The 16766-nt window shown below is 37.5% G+C and carries 18 protein-coding genes; 8 read left to right on the forward strand and 10 right to left on the reverse strand.

Annotated elements, in window-relative coordinates; translation table 11 throughout:
• The first annotated feature begins 430 nt into the window (after window positions 1-430).
• Window positions 431-1291, forward strand: a complete 861-nt coding sequence (locus tag WIW89_RS01810) for a zinc-ribbon domain-containing protein (RefSeq protein WP_337719547.1) — start codon at window positions 431-433, stop codon at window positions 1289-1291.
• 475 nt (window positions 1292-1766) lie between these two features.
• Here the strand turns inward: WIW89_RS01810 and sdx are convergent, their stop codons facing one another.
• Window positions 1767-2096, reverse strand: a complete 330-nt coding sequence (gene sdx, locus WIW89_RS01815) for a sulredoxin (RefSeq protein ID WP_337699897.1) — start codon at window positions 2094-2096, stop codon at window positions 1767-1769.
• A gap of 48 nt (window positions 2097-2144) precedes the next feature.
• The gene (locus WIW89_RS01820; RefSeq protein WP_337719548.1) at window positions 2145-3341 is read right to left on the reverse strand and encodes a cation:proton antiporter; all 1197 of its coding nucleotides are present in this window, start codon (window positions 3339-3341) and stop codon (window positions 2145-2147) included.
• 55 nt (window positions 3342-3396) lie between these two features.
• Between WIW89_RS01820 and WIW89_RS01825 the strand changes: the two genes are divergently transcribed.
• Window positions 3397-4362, forward strand: a complete 966-nt coding sequence (locus tag WIW89_RS01825; RefSeq protein WP_337719549.1) for a hypothetical protein — start codon at window positions 3397-3399, stop codon at window positions 4360-4362.
• 102 nt (window positions 4363-4464) lie between these two features.
• Here the strand turns inward: WIW89_RS01825 and WIW89_RS01830 are convergent, their stop codons facing one another.
• Entirely contained in the window at window positions 4465-5328 is an 864-nt protein-coding gene (locus WIW89_RS01830) for an NAD(P)-dependent oxidoreductase (RefSeq protein WP_337719550.1), read from the reverse strand.
• A gap of 196 nt (window positions 5329-5524) precedes the next feature.
• Between WIW89_RS01830 and WIW89_RS01835 the strand changes: the two genes are divergently transcribed.
• Window positions 5525-6595: an MFS transporter gene (locus WIW89_RS01835; protein ID WP_337719551.1), complete on the forward strand. Its 1071-nt coding sequence runs from the start codon at window positions 5525-5527 to the stop codon at window positions 6593-6595.
• Window positions 6596-6731: 136 nt separating this feature from the next.
• Here WIW89_RS01835 and WIW89_RS01840 read toward each other — a convergent pair whose 3' ends face one another.
• Complete coding sequence (locus tag WIW89_RS01840) at window positions 6732-7040, reverse strand: hypothetical protein (RefSeq protein ID WP_337719552.1); 309 nt, start codon at window positions 7038-7040, stop codon at window positions 6732-6734.
• 292 nt (window positions 7041-7332) lie between these two features.
• A complete protein-coding gene (locus WIW89_RS01845; protein ID WP_337719553.1) occupies window positions 7333-8355 on the reverse strand; it encodes an RsmB/NOP family class I SAM-dependent RNA methyltransferase in 1023 nt (340 codons plus the stop codon).
• 50 nt (window positions 8356-8405) lie between these two features.
• On the opposite strand from WIW89_RS01845, the gene WIW89_RS01850 reads away from it, so the two are divergent.
• Window positions 8406-8783: a hypothetical protein gene (locus tag WIW89_RS01850; protein ID WP_337708042.1), complete on the forward strand. Its 378-nt coding sequence runs from the start codon at window positions 8406-8408 to the stop codon at window positions 8781-8783.
• Here the strand turns inward: WIW89_RS01850 and WIW89_RS01855 are convergent.
• Window positions 8751-9464: a sugar nucleotide-binding protein gene (locus WIW89_RS01855; RefSeq protein ID WP_337719554.1), complete on the reverse strand. Its 714-nt coding sequence runs from the start codon at window positions 9462-9464 to the stop codon at window positions 8751-8753. The two genes, WIW89_RS01850 and WIW89_RS01855, sit on opposite strands and share 33 nt — an antisense overlap.
• 40 nt (window positions 9465-9504) lie before the next feature.
• Here WIW89_RS01855 and WIW89_RS01860 point away from each other — a divergent pair, with 40 nt between their 5' ends.
• Window positions 9505-9852: a hypothetical protein gene (locus tag WIW89_RS01860; protein ID WP_337699914.1), complete on the forward strand. Its 348-nt coding sequence runs from the start codon at window positions 9505-9507 to the stop codon at window positions 9850-9852.
• 6 nt (window positions 9853-9858) lie between these two features.
• Here WIW89_RS01860 and WIW89_RS01865 read toward each other — a convergent pair whose 3' ends face one another.
• A complete protein-coding gene (locus WIW89_RS01865) occupies window positions 9859-10287 on the reverse strand; it encodes a hypothetical protein (protein WP_337719555.1) in 429 nt (142 codons plus the stop codon).
• Between the two features lie 607 nt (window positions 10288-10894).
• Here WIW89_RS01865 and WIW89_RS01870 point away from each other — a divergent pair.
• Window positions 10895-11182, forward strand: coding sequence for a hypothetical protein (locus WIW89_RS01870; protein WP_337719556.1), 288 nt, complete (start codon window positions 10895-10897; stop codon window positions 11180-11182).
• Between the two features lie 70 nt (window positions 11183-11252).
• On the opposite strand, the gene WIW89_RS01875 is transcribed toward WIW89_RS01870, so the two are convergent.
• Together WIW89_RS01875 and WIW89_RS01880 are read right to left on the reverse strand one after the other, a co-directional pair.
• Window positions 11253-12164 (reverse strand): 2-oxoacid:ferredoxin oxidoreductase subunit beta, encoded by a 912-nt coding sequence (locus WIW89_RS01875; RefSeq protein WP_337719557.1) that lies wholly within the window; start codon window positions 12162-12164, stop codon window positions 11253-11255.
• Window positions 12154-14031, reverse strand: coding sequence for a 2-oxoacid:ferredoxin oxidoreductase subunit alpha (locus WIW89_RS01880; RefSeq protein ID WP_337719558.1), 1878 nt, complete (start codon window positions 14029-14031; stop codon window positions 12154-12156). Before WIW89_RS01880 ends, WIW89_RS01875 begins: the two co-directional genes overlap by 11 nt.
• A 65-nt stretch (window positions 14032-14096) precedes the next feature.
• Between WIW89_RS01880 and WIW89_RS01885 the strand changes: the two genes are divergently transcribed.
• A complete protein-coding gene (locus tag WIW89_RS01885; protein WP_337719559.1) occupies window positions 14097-14984 on the forward strand; it encodes an ABC transporter ATP-binding protein in 888 nt (295 codons plus the stop codon).
• A complete protein-coding gene (locus WIW89_RS01890; protein WP_337719560.1) occupies window positions 14977-15810 on the forward strand; it encodes an ABC transporter permease in 834 nt (277 codons plus the stop codon). Before WIW89_RS01885 ends, WIW89_RS01890 begins: the two co-directional genes overlap by 8 nt.
• 65 nt (window positions 15811-15875) lie before the next feature.
• On the opposite strand, the gene WIW89_RS01895 is transcribed toward WIW89_RS01890, so the two are convergent.
• Window positions 15876-16733: a dihydrodipicolinate synthase family protein gene (locus tag WIW89_RS01895; protein ID WP_337699928.1), complete on the reverse strand. Its 858-nt coding sequence runs from the start codon at window positions 16731-16733 to the stop codon at window positions 15876-15878.
• Window positions 16734-16766 lie beyond the last annotated feature (33 nt).

Here is a 16766-nt window from a genome sequence, read left to right on the forward strand (position 1 = left end):
CACCAAGATAAAAACCCCGTGCTCACCCTTAAATAGTATTACGCGAAAACAATTTCTTACAGAACGAGAAAAGATTGTTGAATAAAATTATATTAAATTAACAAAATTGTTGTCCACACTGAGAGCTTGAAACGCTTGCTTCTTATTTTTACGTAATAATCCACTAATGATAGCGACCAAATTATCATGGATAAGTTGAGCTCTTGGAGAGAGACCTTTTCTAGTACTTGGTATCGACACGGTTGTCATATCAACAGGGCCTTATCACGTCCAATAAACTATAATACCCTAGTTTGCTCTCATTTCTAATATATTGACCATGATACTTACTCTCATTTTCATAAGAAATCAGGGAAGGAGTCTAATGTTTACTCTATTGTTTTCACTAACATAATGTTTTTATAATTAGGTCTTCTTAAGAATGGTTAGAATGAGTTTTCAACCCTTCGGCTATCCTAACTTCCCTATGAGTAACTCCTCAGGAATGTCAAACATGATGATCTGTATGCAACCTGTAGGGTTAGGCGGTAAGCAACAAATGATTCCTACTCAATATCCCGTAAACCTCCAATATGTAGTCCAGCAGGTTACGATGTATCTGATGAGTCAAGGATTTCAAGTTTATCCTATGTCTGGACAGAACGTTGCAATAATACAAGCACAACATACGAGCCTTTTGGGTTATTTAACCGGTTCAAATAAAGCTTATACTGTAAGGATTTGTCAAGGTCCTAATTATGTTATGGTAGAGACTGGAATGACCGACTTATTGCAAGATATGTTACCATTACTAGCTTCCGGTGGTATTGCAGTACTTTCGGACGAGGATTTACACAACAAGTTGCTTACATTACTAGGAGGTGCAGGAGCTGCATACGACGCATATAATATAGCCAGGGATCTGATGCAGGAAGACCAGATCATGAATATAGTTATGATGGCTGTTATGAGTGCTCCGCCCTTATATCCAGTTCAACCGCAATATCCCCAGCCTAACTATGGTCAATACAGTCAACCGTATTCTCAGCCATACCAGCAGGGACAAACATACCAGCAAGGATATACTCAACCACAATACCAACAAAGTAGCCAATACTCACAGACCCAACAAAATACGCAGAAGTGTTGGAATTGTGGAGCGATTATCCCTGCTGCGGCTAAGTTCTGTCCTAATTGTGGAGCTTCTTTAATGCCGATCAAGTGCCCCAAATGCGGCTACATTAATCCGCCTAGTGCAAAATATTGTGGGAATTGTGGAGCTCAATTAACGCAAGTTAAACAAACTACTTAACACTTTCTTATTTAGTTTTTATTCTTCTTAAGACAAGTTAGTATTTTTCATAGAGTAGCAGAATATGAAATCAAGAAGCTATATTCATGAAGCTATATTCATAAGGGAGTTTCATATAGTCAATTAAAGATTGTGTCTTTGTCATTCACCGCATTTAGCTTTTGGACTCACTTTAATATATACTCACCACTTTCGATTTAACAATGGAATTTTAAGTGCCTCAGATTAGACTGGACTAGCTGATGAGGAAAGAAAGAATACGGTTGAGGAGCTCATAAGGCGGTTAATACGTTAGAAAATCAAGAAGAATATGTCAATCAACCAAGAGGTTATATCTAATTAGGTTAAGATAAAAATGAGAGCTTAATTACCCATATAAAGAATTTTTCGGGAGCTTAAGAAATCTCTACTGAAAATTACCTACTTAATAAGACCTTTAATGAGCTAATCGGTTTTAGTAGGGATAAAATTTATTTTAAATATCTACTTCTATCCATCCTCCGTTGTCTCTTACTTGATATGTTTTTAGTCCCAGTTTTTCTTTAGGCGCATCTGGTGCAACGAAAGGAGGTTCTAACATTGTTCCAGTCTTAAGGTCGAAAACAGCATGGTGACATGGGCATTTCACTGTGAGCTTTTGTTCATCTAATAATGTTAGTATACACCTGGCGTGACTGCAAACTGCATCCATTCCGTATAGGGTCCCGTTAACGTTTGCAATGAAAATTACTTTATCGTCTATTTTAACTGACGCGAATTTAGCTTTTTCTAGGGCTTTAGCACTTATAGTGCGTTTCCAAACCATAGACATCACTTTGTACTTATGGCTTTTAAAAGTTAAATTAAAGGTTGTTTAAGTAGTCAGAATCCACTTTCTTACAAGATAGGAGAACAGAAATCCGCCTATAATGGTTGTTACTATAGCCATAATAATAATCTGAGAGTACTGATTAGTATCTATAATACCCGAGGTAAGACCTAGAGTAGCTACTACCAGCCCTACTTCACCCCTCGGTAGCATACCTATTGAAGCAATGATCGACCTTCTTACACTCTTTGTAATGAAAAATGCAACCGGAAATATTCCGGCTATTTTCCCTATAATAGCGAGAAAACTTAATAGAAGACCTAGGGATAAATCATACAAGTTAAGGAACGTGGTGTATGGGGTCTCCATCCCGACGTATATGAAGAAAACAGGCCCAAAGATAGAAAGTAATGTTGAAGTGAACTGAACTATTTTTTCTGACTTTACGCTCTCAGCGATCGCCACACCGGCTACGAAGGACGCAATTACGGGAGAAAAGCCTAAGAGTAACATTATCAGGACTAAAATGAAAAGTATTACCAATGAAACATTGTTAATTAAATCATCTTTTATTCTAGAAATTATTCTAGGAATTATGAATACTGCTGAGAACAAAATTATTAACCACGCTAAGACCGTTTCTATCACGCTAACTACTATCTGACTAACTGAAAGAGCTTTTAGTGTGACTAGCTCAAGAATTACGGACAAAATGATAAGTGATACAACATCATCTAAAGCTGCTGCAGATATAACCAGTCGCGTGAAATCATGTTTGTAAAGTTTGTACTCTTCAATAATCGAAGTAGTTGCAGCCAGACTTGTCGCTGCACTTGCGGCTCCCATAATAGCGGAGACTGTTGTATTGTAAATGAGGGTGAAAGTGGCGTAAACTAAGTATGTGGGAATTACAGCACCGGCTGTAGCTGCTATAAAGCCTGGTAATCCAGACTCTTTTAAACCTTTGAATCCGTGAGAGAGACCAGCGGCGAATATCAGTAAGACCACAGAGAAATCCGCAAAAAGAATAAGATAGGAATTAACTTCAAAGATAGGCAACCCGATCAAACTGTCAATATATCCGCCTATAGCGTAAGGGCTCAGCGTTATACCTACTATTATTTCAGCTATGATAATAGGAAGGTAGAATCTTTGGGTTATGAGTCTTCCTAACTGAGCGAAAGTTAATAACGTAAACAGTTCAAGTAATGTTAAATAGACGATATCGTTACTAGATGTCATAAGCTCACTATATTACGATCACTAGATTTATTTTTAACGCTCTCAAATAAACACTATGGCATTACTAAAGAGAGGAGAAAAGAAGATCTTCCATATAGATTCACTCAACCAACATATGAGAGAGGTTATAAAGACAGTTATGGACGTAAACCTTAACGATGTAGCTAAGTATTATGGGCTGAGGTATTTATCTCCTAAATTCGGAGAGCCTATATTTGTACCTTACGGTAGACTTGACGGTAACTTCAAGAAATTCGAGGACGCTTTTGAAAAGATTTACGATGAAATCGAAAAAGTAAAGGAGGACGGATTAAAAAAGTATTTAGAATGGTACCCCAATTCGCAATTCCTTAATCACTATAGAATAGTCTTTTACTCCTATACAGACTTAGAGGACGGTGTACTTTATGGAATTGGAGCGGAGCCTTTAGCAGTGACACCGAACTCCTCTTATCCAGTAGACAAAGTCTTGGACGGAGATGTAGTAGTAGGAATGCAATTACTAAACGTAGCTCTAACAAAGGGTCTAAAGATAAAGTTCTTTGACATAATTGCCAATAGACGCGATGAAATAATCGAAGCATATAACTGGCTTTACACTGAGTTTCACGCGAAGTATGACACTAAAGACAAAGTCTTCTTAACGGATATTGCTACATATTATATGGTGAAATTCTTTAAAGTTGTTGATGAGTTAAAGAAAAAAGTTGAAGTAATAGAAAATCTAAAAGGTAAAAGAGTCGTTATACCTATGATTGAAAGTAGAGCTAAGAGAGACGGTAGAGTTAAGGAAATAATGGAGATAGAATTTGCTGACTATATCGACCAAGGAAACTACTATAAAGTAGAGGCCATTCCATCTATATATAATAAAGATTTCGTGGGTAAGCTCTTTAAGCAGGTGCTAAATAACTTTGATGAGATATTACTTCTCTTTGAAAGGAAAGCTACAGTCCCAGATGAGCTAGTAGACTTAATAGTTAAGGAACGAGGAGATAGATATTTATTACTAACGAAATAAGTAAAATAGTTTTGTATCACTTTCTGTAGCATATCGTAGAGTATTTGAGAAAGGATAAAAAGAGATTACTTATTTAGCCGAGATTTTTTTAATATTAAGACTCTATTTGTTACCTTTACGATATACTTCTAAAACAGCAACATAATCGTTCTCTCCATGGCCCATAGCCTCTGCCATCCTGTACAACTGTAAAGCTAGTGACGACAACGGGTTAATTACCTTAATATTCTGTGTCTCTTTTGTTATTATTTCTAGGTCTTTTCTCATATGTTTTATTGCAAACTGAGTTGAATAATCATTGTTGATCATTTTAGGTACCTTCAGTTCGGAGGTTGGAGACTTAGCACTACCGTATAAGGCTAGGACTTTGTATACGTCCTCTGGCTTTAATCCAGACTTTACACCGAAGTTATACGCTTCGGCTAGTGTGGCTACATAAACACCTACCATCAAATTGTTTACAAGCTTAGCATATAATCCCATTCCGTTTCCTCCCATGTAGAGGATCGTTGACGCAGTTTCAGAAAGTATCTCCTTAACCACGTCTAATTTCTCCTCTGGACCTCCCAATAATACTGTCAACTTCTTTTGTTCAGCGAAAACTGAAGTACCTATAACTGGTGCATCATACATGAAACCTCCGTTCTCTGCAACTTTCTTTGCAATTTCAATCGATACTGAGGGTGATATAGTAGACATATCTACTATAATTTTACCCTTGCTATAAGGTATCAAAGGTGTTAAGAAATTGCTAACAGCATCGTCGTCAGCTAGCATTGTTATCAACACGTCGACCTCTTTCAGTAATTCAATGGGATCTTTAACGTACTTAACACCGTATTCTTTACTGAACTGTTCTGCTTTTCTTTCCGTTCTGTTGTAAACTAAGTGTAGTTTTCCAGCTTTTGCTAAATTTCCCCCTATTCTGTAGCCCATTATACCTAATCCAGCTAGTCCTATTTTCATAGTAATTCGAAACGCCAACTATTAATAAAAAATTTACCTAAGCTTGTCTCTAATCTCATGAAAAACGGTTTTGGGAACTGTAATGTAGAATTTCGAACTTAAGCTGAAAAGATTTTATTACAACTCTTTGATTTATATTAATTTGTAAAAGTATAATACAAACAACCTTTTATTTTAAATCTATTTTCAATTTTTTATGCCTCAAAATTACATCCACTCGACCATTGCGTCAACCTTTGCTTGGGCAGGTAACATTTATGACTTGTTATTGTTGACATACGTCTATTCCTACCTAGAGAGAGTTTACGGGCTAAATTTCTTTGGCTACACAGTGCTCTTCGCCTTAGGGCTAATAGGAAGGGTGATAGGCGGAGCGTACTTCGGAAATGTGGCTGACAGAATAGGTAGGAAACCAGTTTTAATTATCGGAACAGCCGGTTACTCTCTCTTTCAGTTATTATTAGCCTTTGCTCCTGACGTAGAAGTACTTTATGTTTCAAGGCTACTTGAAGGGATATTTATGGGTGCACAGTGGACTGCAGGGACTGTGTTAGCTTACGAGAACGCCCCGTATAATATGAAAGGGATAGTAACTGGTATAGTCCAGGCTGGATATGGTATAGGTTATGCACTGACTGGAGTTTCGTATATATTTCTGGGAGGAGACCCTCGGCTACTGTTACTAACGGGTAGTTTACCTCTCATGCTAGTTCCCTATATGAAATTTATTGCGGAAGAGCGTGTTTCTTCTCACACGGCCCATTTTAGTATAAGGATTAAGGACTATCTCCCTGTTCTTATTAGAGCTACGGCTGGAATGATAGGAATGTTCTTAGCCTATTTTGCCGTATTCGGCTATTACACCGTAATTGCAGACGAGTATTTACACTTGAACTCTGACACTTTAGGAATTTTAATGACAGTGGCAAACATAGGGCTTGCAATATCTTTTATACTGTTCAGTAGGTTAGCGGATAGGTTTGATAAAAAGAAACTAATTTATATTGGTGTAATTGGTCTCTTAATATCCCTACCATTAGCAGTGCCTTTCCTATATGTGCCTATTATTATACCTATAATAGGGGTAATATTATACGCATTTTCTACTGGTTTCTGGCCTCTGATGCCTCTTCTATTAGCTGATGCTGTTCCCACAGAGCTAAGAGGATTCCTATCAGGATTCGCATATAATATAGGAGGCATGGTAGGCGGAATAGGTAATATAATTCTGGGGTTCATAGGTGAGTGCTTGGTGTCGAAGGATTAGTGAAGGGAATTGATATAATGGGTTTGTTCTCTATAGCAGTAATCTTCGTGAGTATAATAACGTGACCTAAGAGCAGGGTCATGTAATATTGATAGAATAGGCGTAAAAGAAATAGGATAAAAAGATTGTTAATTCATTATTTTTTCTTTAATTTTTCTACTATATCCTCAGCTTTTTTAATGTAAGTATCTAAAGCACTCTTTATGTCCTTTATGCTCATCTTACCCTGGTTTTCCTTTAACTTATCGAGCTTACTTAGTAACTCTTTGAACTCCTTCTCTATTTCATCTACTTTTCTCCCTTCCTTCTTAGCTTTTGTGATTTCTGAAGCTATATTATCATGAATTGAAGAAGTGACCTTTGTGATATCTTTTATCAACTCCTCCTTTTCTTTATATATTTTCGCTTTTACTTCATTTAATAGTTTAGTTAGGTCTTCTATCATCTTTGATCAATTCTAAGAGTAGCATAAAAAGTTTAAGGATAAGGAACTATTTAAGGGTAAAGAAAAAGGGGAGTAATATCGTTATTTTCATACTTTGAATAATACTCTACATCATATACCGCTTCAAATTTACAAGTTTCTCTGATGTCTTGGATTATTATTATTGTTTTATTTGCCTTTTTATTTGCCTTCTCTCTTATAAACCTTGTTCGTTAAGGTAATACTATATGAACATTAGAGACTACCTAAAGTCAAGGAGAATAAGAAAATTAATTAGTAAAGGATATTTAAGTTATCCCTCAAGCCTTGACACAAAAAAGCCCTCTGTGCCGTGAATATAAGGTATGAAGCGTTTGGAAAAGACTACTTTATGACTAACGTTCTTAATAACTGCTTCTCCCTCCTCTGGGAATATGGAACATGTAGCGTATACTACAGTATTTGATAAAAATAGGGCTTTATCCAAAAGCCGCTTCTGCAACTTTGACAACTCTAAAACTTTACGCTCTGTCAACCTAAGGAGTACCGTTGGCTCGTTTGAAATCATACCTGAAGAGCTACACGGGGCGTCTAGTAAAACTTTGTCGAATTTCTTAGAGAAAGTTAAATGAGTGGCATCACCGTGTATAATATTAACTCTGTCCAAATTTACTCCGACGTTTTTCATGAAGTTGACCTCCCTTATTAATCTCTTATACTCTACCTCACTAAGAGTAAGTTTAGCTCCGTTTTCAGTGAGCACCATAATTAGTGTTGCTTTTACACCTGGTGCTGAGGTCATATCGTATATACTCTCACCTTTTTTAGGGGAAAGTGTCGCAACCACGCTTACACTCGCTTTATCTTGAATTACAACTTTGTATTCTCTAAACTCTTCCGTCTTAGAGAGATTACCATTTATTAATTTATACAAAAAAGGATAATCTTTATCTCTCTCCAATACTACACCTTTGTTCTCTAAACTCTTAATCACTTTGTCTTCGTCGGCTTTGAGAGTGTTAACCCAAAACCACGTGGTTTTTCTTATCAACGACTTTTTTAGCTCTCCTATGTCGTAAAGTCCTGACAACCTTTTTTCCATCCAATCAGGGAAAACTATCGCTCCTTTTCCTTGCAAGAATTCCTTGACTTTTTTCCTCCTACTTCTCCCTTTCAAAGAAAGGTATTGGAGTACCAACAATTTTGCTTTTTCGTAAGCATCATTACTATCGATCTTATATCTCCCCATTTTACGAGCTTTTTTGAAGGCTACAGGTAACGGATCTCCTTTCTCGACGTAATAAAGAAATCTACTGAGTAGAAGTTCCAGTGACATAAGACAGTATCTGGCATAAAAATTTAAATGTGTAATGAGATAGTTCTTTTATGAAAATCGAGACAGTTGAAAAATTATACTTTGAAAATGTTTACTCGATAGAAAATGCGGAAAATATTGATGAACTCTTACGCAGGGTTTCACGTTCACTCTATTTACTGTTAAAATTAGTATACCTGCGTCATGGAGATCTATCGAGGACTACGGGTAGAGAGATAATGAGGTTTCTATACTTAGAGGAGAGCGGTGAAAAGAAGCTTGAGAGGCTCGGTAAAATAGTCAGTTTATTAAGGGAGGAAGCGATAACGACTAAGTTTCCTTATATTGACTTTTACATGCAGAACTTCGTAAGCGAGATGGACAGATTGATGATTAAGAAGGGATATAACTTCTTCTTAACTTCTAACGGTGAATCCAAGACTTCTTAGGAGCCAATCATCTAAAGAAAAATCGTAGTATTTTCCTTCAAATGGAACTACTTTAGCGTTAAACATATCGCCTAGTTGTTCACAAACCTCAACTGCACTCTTCCTTTTCCCTCCTACATTGACGACTCCCTTAATCCCTCTCTTTATCAAGCTAGAGACTATCTCTGAAGCCTCCTCAACGGTTATCGGTGATACGTAAAAGTTAGAATTACATTTTATTACTCTCCTTCCTCTCAAGATACCCTTAACAAAAGGGTGAAATATTCCTCTATAAGTTGTGGAATATAATGCCCCAAGTCTCACCACTAAGTAATTACCGAGAGCCATAATTCCAGATTCTCCTGCAAGCTTGCTAAGTCCGTAATAGTTGAGTGGGTTGGGAGTGGAAGTCTCGGTGTAATAACCTTTCTTGCCATCAAATACCATGAAAGTCGATAGAAAAACGTTAGTGGAGTTGACTTTGTGAGCGCTCCTAGCCACGTTAATGGAATACCATGTGTTAATATTCCACGCAGCCGAGGGGTTTCTATTAGCTTCATCGTAAGGCACCTCAAATGTGTGGATTACAACGTTAGGCCTTTCCTTTATTACCCTCTGTGGTGAGTCGATGATAATCACTTGTTTGAGATACTTGGCAATACTTCTAGCAAGTTCACCTTCATCAGTTACTCCGACTAACAAAGTAAATAGTTAATAACCTTGTGTCCTTAAAAATTTGTGAATGGATATAATTAAAGAGTTTTCAAAGCTTGAAGGGATAGGAGAAGCTGAAGAGAGAATGCTTAGAGTATTATGGGAAAACAAGATAACTAGGCTGAACCCGTTAGAACTGAAGCCCATTGAAACCGTAGAAGGAGATACGCTAAAACTACTGGTTTTCAGGAACGGTATTGTGGCCGTAATTCACAAACCTACAGGTCTTTTCATTCTAATCTACAATGTAAATTCTTTAGAGCTAGAAACACTCAGATACATTGTAACTAAAGAAAAGGAACAAGATCATCAATTTATCTCACTAGTTTACGAATATTTGAATGTTAAAGAAAAAGGACGTTTGGGTAAGATCTGAATGTATTCAAGGTTCTGCTTCAAAGAACAACTGTTCTTCAAGCTCGGTACACGACTGTTTGTCTCCTTTAAGGCAGTTTTTTGCTAAGTAAAGGTAAAATATTGCGTCCTTTATCTTGTCAATGTCTTCTACTTCTTCCAATTTTCTTATTACTAAATCCAGAGCTTTCATGATATTATTGTCCTTATACTTTCTTGGTAAAACTATACTTCCGTTCTCTATTATTTTACTGTCATATGTCACAAATCGATAATACGTCTTTCCGTTTATCACAGCTCTCATTGCATAGAGGTTTTTAAAAACCTTAACGAGTATTATAGAGTTTCTTCCTCTTATAAGCATTAGTCTTTTATCGAGCATTATCGCTGAAAATCCTTTAGGTACATTAACTACTTCTCCGTTATCGTTCACTATGTCCCTTAGCTTGTATTCCATTAAGAGTAGATCAATAGGCGGTAATATATAGTTTTTCCCGATAAGTTATAAATAACTATATAGGCGAAATTGTAAGATATAGTCATATATAAATTGTTTGAATGATTTTTATAAAAACTTAAGTCTGAAATATCATACAAATCCGAAGGATGTATTTGTATCGTTAGATCACAAGACCTTCTATGATATATATAAAGTGAATTGGTAAAACCGAGATATATATATTTACTGACGGCTATGACTTATCGTTTATACGTCTATTATTCACATCAGTGATGAAGTAATCTTAGAATAATGAACAAGTTACCTGACTTCAAGATTTGGAATCAGCTTTTATCAGGTTTATCGTTGATAGGTGCTGTTATATGTACATTATCTGTTTAGCTGCTTAGAGGAGCTTTGGAGAGATGTGTTTGGATTTAAAAAAGAGTGAATAATAAATAATTATACGGAAGAAATTTTGAAAATTTTTTCTTTTATTAATTATCATATTATTAGCTTAATTTAATTTTAATAAGAAAAACGGCACTTACTAGTTTAAATTATTTTTACATACTTGACAAAAGTTTATATCCCAACAAACAGATAATAATATATAGGGATAAGAATGAATGGGACTGTGAATAAAAGGAAGGAAATAGAAGATAAGCTAGAAGTGGTTTATGACGACGAAGAGCTAACGGTTGTAATAGCGCCAGAGGAGGACGAACTAAAGGAAGTTATACTTAATCTTCTTAAAGAAAAACCAATGGACGTAAAAGAGATACACAGTGTTCTCACTAACTTAGCAAGTGACGAGAAAATAAGGAAAGCCTTGTACGAGTTAGCCGAAGAGGGTACTGTAATAGAGGACAAAAAGAGCAAGAAGTTTATGTTAGTAGGAGTTACGAACTAAATTAAAGGCATAACTTTTGTATCTTAATTCAATTTCTTATTTTAGAGAAAATTATTTAGAAAATGAAAAATCAAACTCTTTTAGCTTTTATCAGGTCAGTGATTTTAGTGGTGCCAATGCCTTTAAGTTCAATAGGTTGGATTGCTGGGTAAAATTCTCTGTAGTTAGGTATATTCTGTTCAAGCCTTTCCTCAAAAGTCGGGATAAACTCGTTCTGGTAAAACACTCCAAGAGGTATTTTTTCTCCTAACTCCATTACTTTCATCATGGCTTTTTCAAACTTGGTCTTTGTTTCTTCCTCTCTTTTAACTACTGGATCCCATGCTGGGTCGTTATCCAACTTGTAAACTCTCTTGTCATACCATTCTTTAGTGTTCACATCATTATAAGTAGGACATGGCTGAAGAACTTCTATTACCGCACTTCCCTTATGCTTAATCCCTTTCTTTATAAGTTCTTTCAGATGTGTGATATCGTATGCATATCCTCTTGCTACAAAAGTATAACCTGCAGCCAAGGCTACTGCTAAGGGATTTACAGCGTCGTTTATATTCGGTCTTGGTAAAGACTTAGTTTTCACACCTCTTCCTAATGTTGGTGATGCTTGTCCTTTAGTCAAAGCATAGACTCCATTGTTATGTATTATAACAGTAATGTCCAAATTCCTTCTACCCAAATGCACGAAGTGACCCATTCCTATTCCGACACCATCTCCGTCTCCAACATTTACCACTACTTCTAACGATGGGTTTGCTGTCTTTATCCCAGTAGCAAAAGCTATAGACCTACCGTGAAGTGTGTGAACGCCACTGATAGGTAATTCGATGAAATGTGGGATCTTACCGGAACATCCTATACCAGAAACTATCACGATTTTCTTCGAGTCAACACCTAGTTCCCTTAACGCCATCTCTTCAGCTCTCAGTATACCGAAGTTTCCGCACCCTGGACACCAATCGTTAAATACGGGTTTACGCTCCATAACTCAACACCACTTTCTTCTCTCCGTTCTTAATAATTTGCTTTACAGCGTATATAATTTCTTCTCTAGCTATTGGTCTTCCATTCCACTTAAGTATATAATTCGTAGCAAATATTCCAGTTTTCTCAGCCAGTATTTCTGCACCTTGAGCTTGATAATTATTTTCAATTGCAATAACTCTCTTCTTTCCTTCTAATAGTTTCTTCATTAAAGTCACGGGATAAGGGTTAAACATTTTTACTTGAACCATCATAACACTCAATCCTTCCTTATTCATATCATCCATGGCGTCCAAAATGGCTCCCTTAGGTGAACCCCACGTTAAGAGCACGTTTTCTCCATCACCAATAACGTTTACCCTTTGTTCCTCAGGGATTTCCTTATCTGCCGTCTCAAGCTTCTTCATTCTCTTTTCATACATCTTGAGCCTATTGTTACTCGCTTCTGTGATGTGTCCTTCTTCGTTATGTTCATCACCGGTGTAGAATATACTGGAATAACCTAAGAATGCCCGCGGTGAAATTCCATCTTCAGTGATTTCGAATCTGTTAAACCTCTCTGTAGTAGGATATACTATTTTACCCCTCTCGATTTTCACTGGGGCTGAGGTAAGTAAGTCCTCATCCAGAATGGTGTATGAATTGGCTAAAGTCTTTTCAATAATGTGTATTACGGGCGTTTGGTATTTCTCAGCCAAGTTTAAAGCCCAAATCGCGTCCCAGAATATCTCTGCGTGATCTCCAGATGCAATCACTATTCTGGGAAATTCCCCATGTCCCACGTTGAGCGCAAACTTTAAGTCAGCTTGCCCAGACCTAGTCGGCAAACCTGTTGCAGGTGCACCCCTCATGTAATAAGTTATAACAACCGGTACTTCGTTCATCCCAGCCCAACTTATACCTTCTGACATTAGTGAAAAACCTGGGCCAGAAGTGGCTGTTGCAGCTCTTGCTCCCGTCAAAGCTGCACCAATAGCCATATTAATTGCTGCTAACTCGTCCTCAGCTTGAACTACTACGGCACCTCCTTTCCGGAGTTCTCCTCCCTCAACTATTACATCCAAATTCTGGTTAGCCTCTATGTAAGTGCTCTCGTCAGAGGCCGGTGTTATTGGGTAGTAGGATTGGAACCTCAAGCCCCCAGCCAACTTACCCAACGCTGAAATAGTGTTTCCATCAACTTGTATTCTATCTTTCTTAACTTCTCTCACGGTGAGATGATAGGCATTTGGGGCTAAGTTATATCCCATTTCAGCAGCCATTGTATTGAACTTGAGGAATAACTCGTTCTTAAAAGTCTCCTGAATTGCGTTTTTAAGGAGCTCAAAGGGAAGACCAAGGAGACCAAATGAGGCACCTACAGCTATCATATTCTTGCTTCTTTCAACTACGGACAGAGGTAGTTTGAAAGTGTCAGCTATCTTCTTCAAATACTCTAGATAATTTACTTTTATTACCTTTACCCCTTTTGCGGTGAGGTAATTTATTACATCCTTTACCGTGAAACCGTTCTTCAACTCCTTTTTGATCTCTTCAACTATCTCCGGTTCAATAGACTTTACCATGTCGAGTGAAGTGTTTTCGTAATCAATACCGTAAATCACGTAATCTCTTACCTCGGTAAAGTGTTGGAACAGTGTTTCAGCGTCGAAAGTCGCTAGGATATCCGTATAAGAAGATACACTGAAAATCCTTTTCTCATCAAAGACTACTTGAAAGTAGCTGTGTCTTCCCTTAATGTTAGAGTAATATTCTCTATTACCAAAGATGTAATAACCAGCTTTGGCTATCGCATTCCCGAATATAATTGCGGAAGTATCAATTCCCAAACCTTGTGCTCCACCTATCATCCATACATGTCTTGTCATAACGATTAGTTTCTATCCATAGAATAAAAGTTTTTATCTTCTCTCGTAAAGTTGGAATAAGTCAAATGATAACGATTGATAAGCTTAAAAAGAAGTACGGAAGTAAAGTAGCTTTGAACGGAGTCTCTCTGGAAGTTAAAAAGGGAGAGTTTGTTTCGGTTTTAGGTCCTAATGGGGCGGGAAAGACTACTATGATCAGGTGTACATTAGCATTAATGTTTCCAGACGGAGGTAGTGTGGAGATATTAGGGAAAAATCCCTTTAAGGACAAGTCTGTATTTCGTGAGATAGGATATGTTCAAGAGCTACCAAACCTTCCTCCTTTTTTAACCGGCAGACAAGTGTTGAAGCTTTCAGCCAAAATGAAGGGAGCGAGTAAGGATGAAGTTGATGAACTTCTAGAACTTGTGGGCATGAAGGAATTTGCGGACAGACAAATAGCTAAGTACAGTAAGGGGATGACGCAAAGGATTGCTATTGCTGAAGCCCTTTTAAACGAACCTCAGGTTCTAATTATGGACGAGCCAAATATTGGAGTAGACCCCATCTTTTCCCTTCACATCAGGGAGACCTTTGACAAATTGAAGAAGAAAGGAACTTCAATCTTAATGACCTCTCATGAAATGGAGGATGTGAAAAAACTCTCTGATAAAGTAGTTCTAATATATCGAGGCAACAAGGTATTCGAAGGTAATGTTGAGGAACTAGTAAAGAAGTTTTTGGGCATAGTTGTCGTGATAGAGGCAGACCAGAGAGCTGAGGAAGTACTAAAAGGTTTTGACTTCGTGAAGAAGGTCGAAAGTGACGGTAGTGGTAAGTATTATGTCACATTGTCTGAAGACAAAAGAGAGGAGCTACTTAGGGAATTAGTCTTTCAGGGAGTAAAAGTTAAATCCTTCTACTTAGACGTTGACATAGAGAAGGCATATGAGAGGGCGATAAACAATGTTTAACATTCTGCTTTACGAGTGGAGGAGGGCTATAGCACGTAAGAAGGTGATAGTTTTTGTCTTAGTATCACTCTTTTTCGAGATAGCAGTGTATTTAGCACTATATCTAGTCCCGTCTAAGGCAGTAAGGGTAATCCTCATACCGCTTTACCCTTACATGTGGTCTGTGGGAGTCCTCCTCCCTCAGAGTTTACTCCTCCACTTCTTGGCAATCTCTATAGCATCCGGTTCAATGTCAGAGGAATATGAGCAGGGGACGATCGATTTCTTCTTAACAAAGCCCGTCACGAGGATTAGGTTTTACGCCGAAAAGTGGCTTGGTTCCTTTACTCTTCTCTCTATGATCTACGGGTTAATGATAGTCCTTTCTCTGGTCTTCGCTTTCTGGCTTTTCGGTGCCCAGACAGACCTAATTGACTTGCCCAAGATAACGGGCCTAGTCATTATGTCATCGTTAGTCTTCTTCTCTATAGCCTTCTCTATGGGGGAGATATTAAGAAGAAGCAGTCTCTCTTTCATAATCTCTAGCTCTCTACTGATAGGTTCTGTCCTAGTTTCTAACATACTCATATTCATAGGCAGCTTCACACATACTACCACATATATATCCGTTGCCCTAGCACTGCCGTCTTGGGGTGCTACTCAGTTACCATTTCTACCATTAGCTAACTCACAGTTTAGTCTTTTCATTAAAGCTCTAGATATATTTCCATTGACCGTAGGTAGTATTCAGGACGCTTTAGTGTCCGTATTCCTATATACTGTCGTACCCCTGATCATGTCCTTATATTCTTTCACCGTAAGGGACGTACCGAAAAAAGTAAGCTGAAAAAAGAAGTTATGACTTTCAGCCGGGGATAATATGAAATCACCAAATCATCACATCGACCTTCATCACAAGTTTAACTCCTTAAGAGTGGCGTAAATAACGGAATTCTGTTCCATCTTTTCCTCAAGAGGCTTTCTGACTGTACCAACATATATTCCCCTATATTTTAACGCTACCTTTACACCCGCAGGATAATCTCCATCACTAATGGCTCTGGTAAGCATAGTTACGGCTCTCTGGGCTTCTAACGCTTCCTTACAATTACCTTCCTTTAGTAGTTTAAATAGTTTCAATACTAACTCTGGTGCGACGTTTGCAGTAGCTGATATCGCACCGTCAGCTCCTGACATCACTGCATAGTATATCAATTCGTCGTTACCTATAGTTACGTAGAATGGATTTCCTTCTTGCTTTAGCTCTACATACCGTTGTAGTAACGGAAGTTTTTCCGTAGTTAATTTAACTCCGTCTATAATTCCCTCGCTTACTAACCTCCTCACTAAATCTAACTCTATATATGCCCTTCCATCATAATTGTACAAGTAAAGAGGTATTCCAAACTTCGAGAGCGATTCAAAGTAACCTATAATCCCCTTCTCTGAGGGTTTATGATATATCGGAGGTAAAGAGGCTATCCCATCAGCTCCCACTTCAACAGCTAGTTTAGCTAACTTAAGAGCGTTTAAAGTGGAGTTTTCTGTTACATTTATTATAACCTTCAAGTTAGTGGATAGTCTCAGTGCCTTTATAAATTTCTCTTTTTCTTCCATACTTAACATGTTAAATTCCCCTGTAGTTCCTAAAGCGAACACAGTCTGTATTCCATTTCTCTTTAGGAAATCTAGGTAATTTTTCAATGAGTTCTCGTCTAGTCCTTCATCTTGTGCAAACGGTGTTATTATTGCAGGTATAATTCCTTCCACGAAGTGTTTAATCGTATAATAGTTTAAATATTT

It is taken from the genome of Stygiolobus sp. CP850M (assembly GCF_037389425.1).
Lineage (GTDB): Archaea > Thermoproteota > Thermoprotei_A > Sulfolobales > Sulfolobaceae > Stygiolobus.

Bases quoted from the DNA above. Each gene is read 5' to 3' on its own strand.
- WIW89_RS01885 (WP_337719559.1), top strand. From the start codon at position 14,097: ATGATAACGATTGATAAGCTTAAAAAGAAGTACGGAAGTAAAGTAGCT.
- WIW89_RS01820 (WP_337719548.1), bottom strand. From the start codon at position 3,341: ATGACATCTAGTAACGATATCGTCTATTTAACATTACTTGAACTGTTT.
- WIW89_RS01860 (WP_337699914.1), top strand. From the start codon at position 9,505: ATGGATATAATTAAAGAGTTTTCAAAGCTTGAAGGGATAGGAGAAGCT.
- WIW89_RS01845 (WP_337719553.1), bottom strand. From the start codon at position 8,355: ATGTCACTGGAACTTCTACTCAGTAGATTTCTTTATTACGTCGAGAAA.
- WIW89_RS01825 (WP_337719549.1), top strand. From the start codon at position 3,397: ATGGCATTACTAAAGAGAGGAGAAAAGAAGATCTTCCATATAGATTCA.
- WIW89_RS01850 (WP_337708042.1), top strand. From the start codon at position 8,406: ATGAAAATCGAGACAGTTGAAAAATTATACTTTGAAAATGTTTACTCG.
- WIW89_RS01810 (WP_337719547.1), top strand. From the start codon at position 431: ATGAGTTTTCAACCCTTCGGCTATCCTAACTTCCCTATGAGTAACTCC.
- WIW89_RS01870 (WP_337719556.1), top strand. From the start codon at position 10,895: ATGAATGGGACTGTGAATAAAAGGAAGGAAATAGAAGATAAGCTAGAA.
- WIW89_RS01875 (WP_337719557.1), bottom strand. From the start codon at position 12,164: ATGGAGCGTAAACCCGTATTTAACGATTGGTGTCCAGGGTGCGGAAAC.
- WIW89_RS01830 (WP_337719550.1), bottom strand. From the start codon at position 5,328: ATGAAAATAGGACTAGCTGGATTAGGTATAATGGGCTACAGAATAGGG.
- sdx (WP_337699897.1), bottom strand. From the start codon at position 2,096: ATGGTTTGGAAACGCACTATAAGTGCTAAAGCCCTAGAAAAAGCTAAA.
- WIW89_RS01880 (WP_337719558.1), bottom strand. From the start codon at position 14,031: ATGACAAGACATGTATGGATGATAGGTGGAGCACAAGGTTTGGGAATT.
- WIW89_RS01840 (WP_337719552.1), bottom strand. From the start codon at position 7,040: ATGATAGAAGACCTAACTAAACTATTAAATGAAGTAAAAGCGAAAATA.
- WIW89_RS01890 (WP_337719560.1), top strand. From the start codon at position 14,977: ATGTTTAACATTCTGCTTTACGAGTGGAGGAGGGCTATAGCACGTAAG.
- WIW89_RS01835 (WP_337719551.1), top strand. From the start codon at position 5,525: ATGCCTCAAAATTACATCCACTCGACCATTGCGTCAACCTTTGCTTGG.
- WIW89_RS01865 (WP_337719555.1), bottom strand. From the start codon at position 10,287: ATGGAATACAAGCTAAGGGACATAGTGAACGATAACGGAGAAGTAGTT.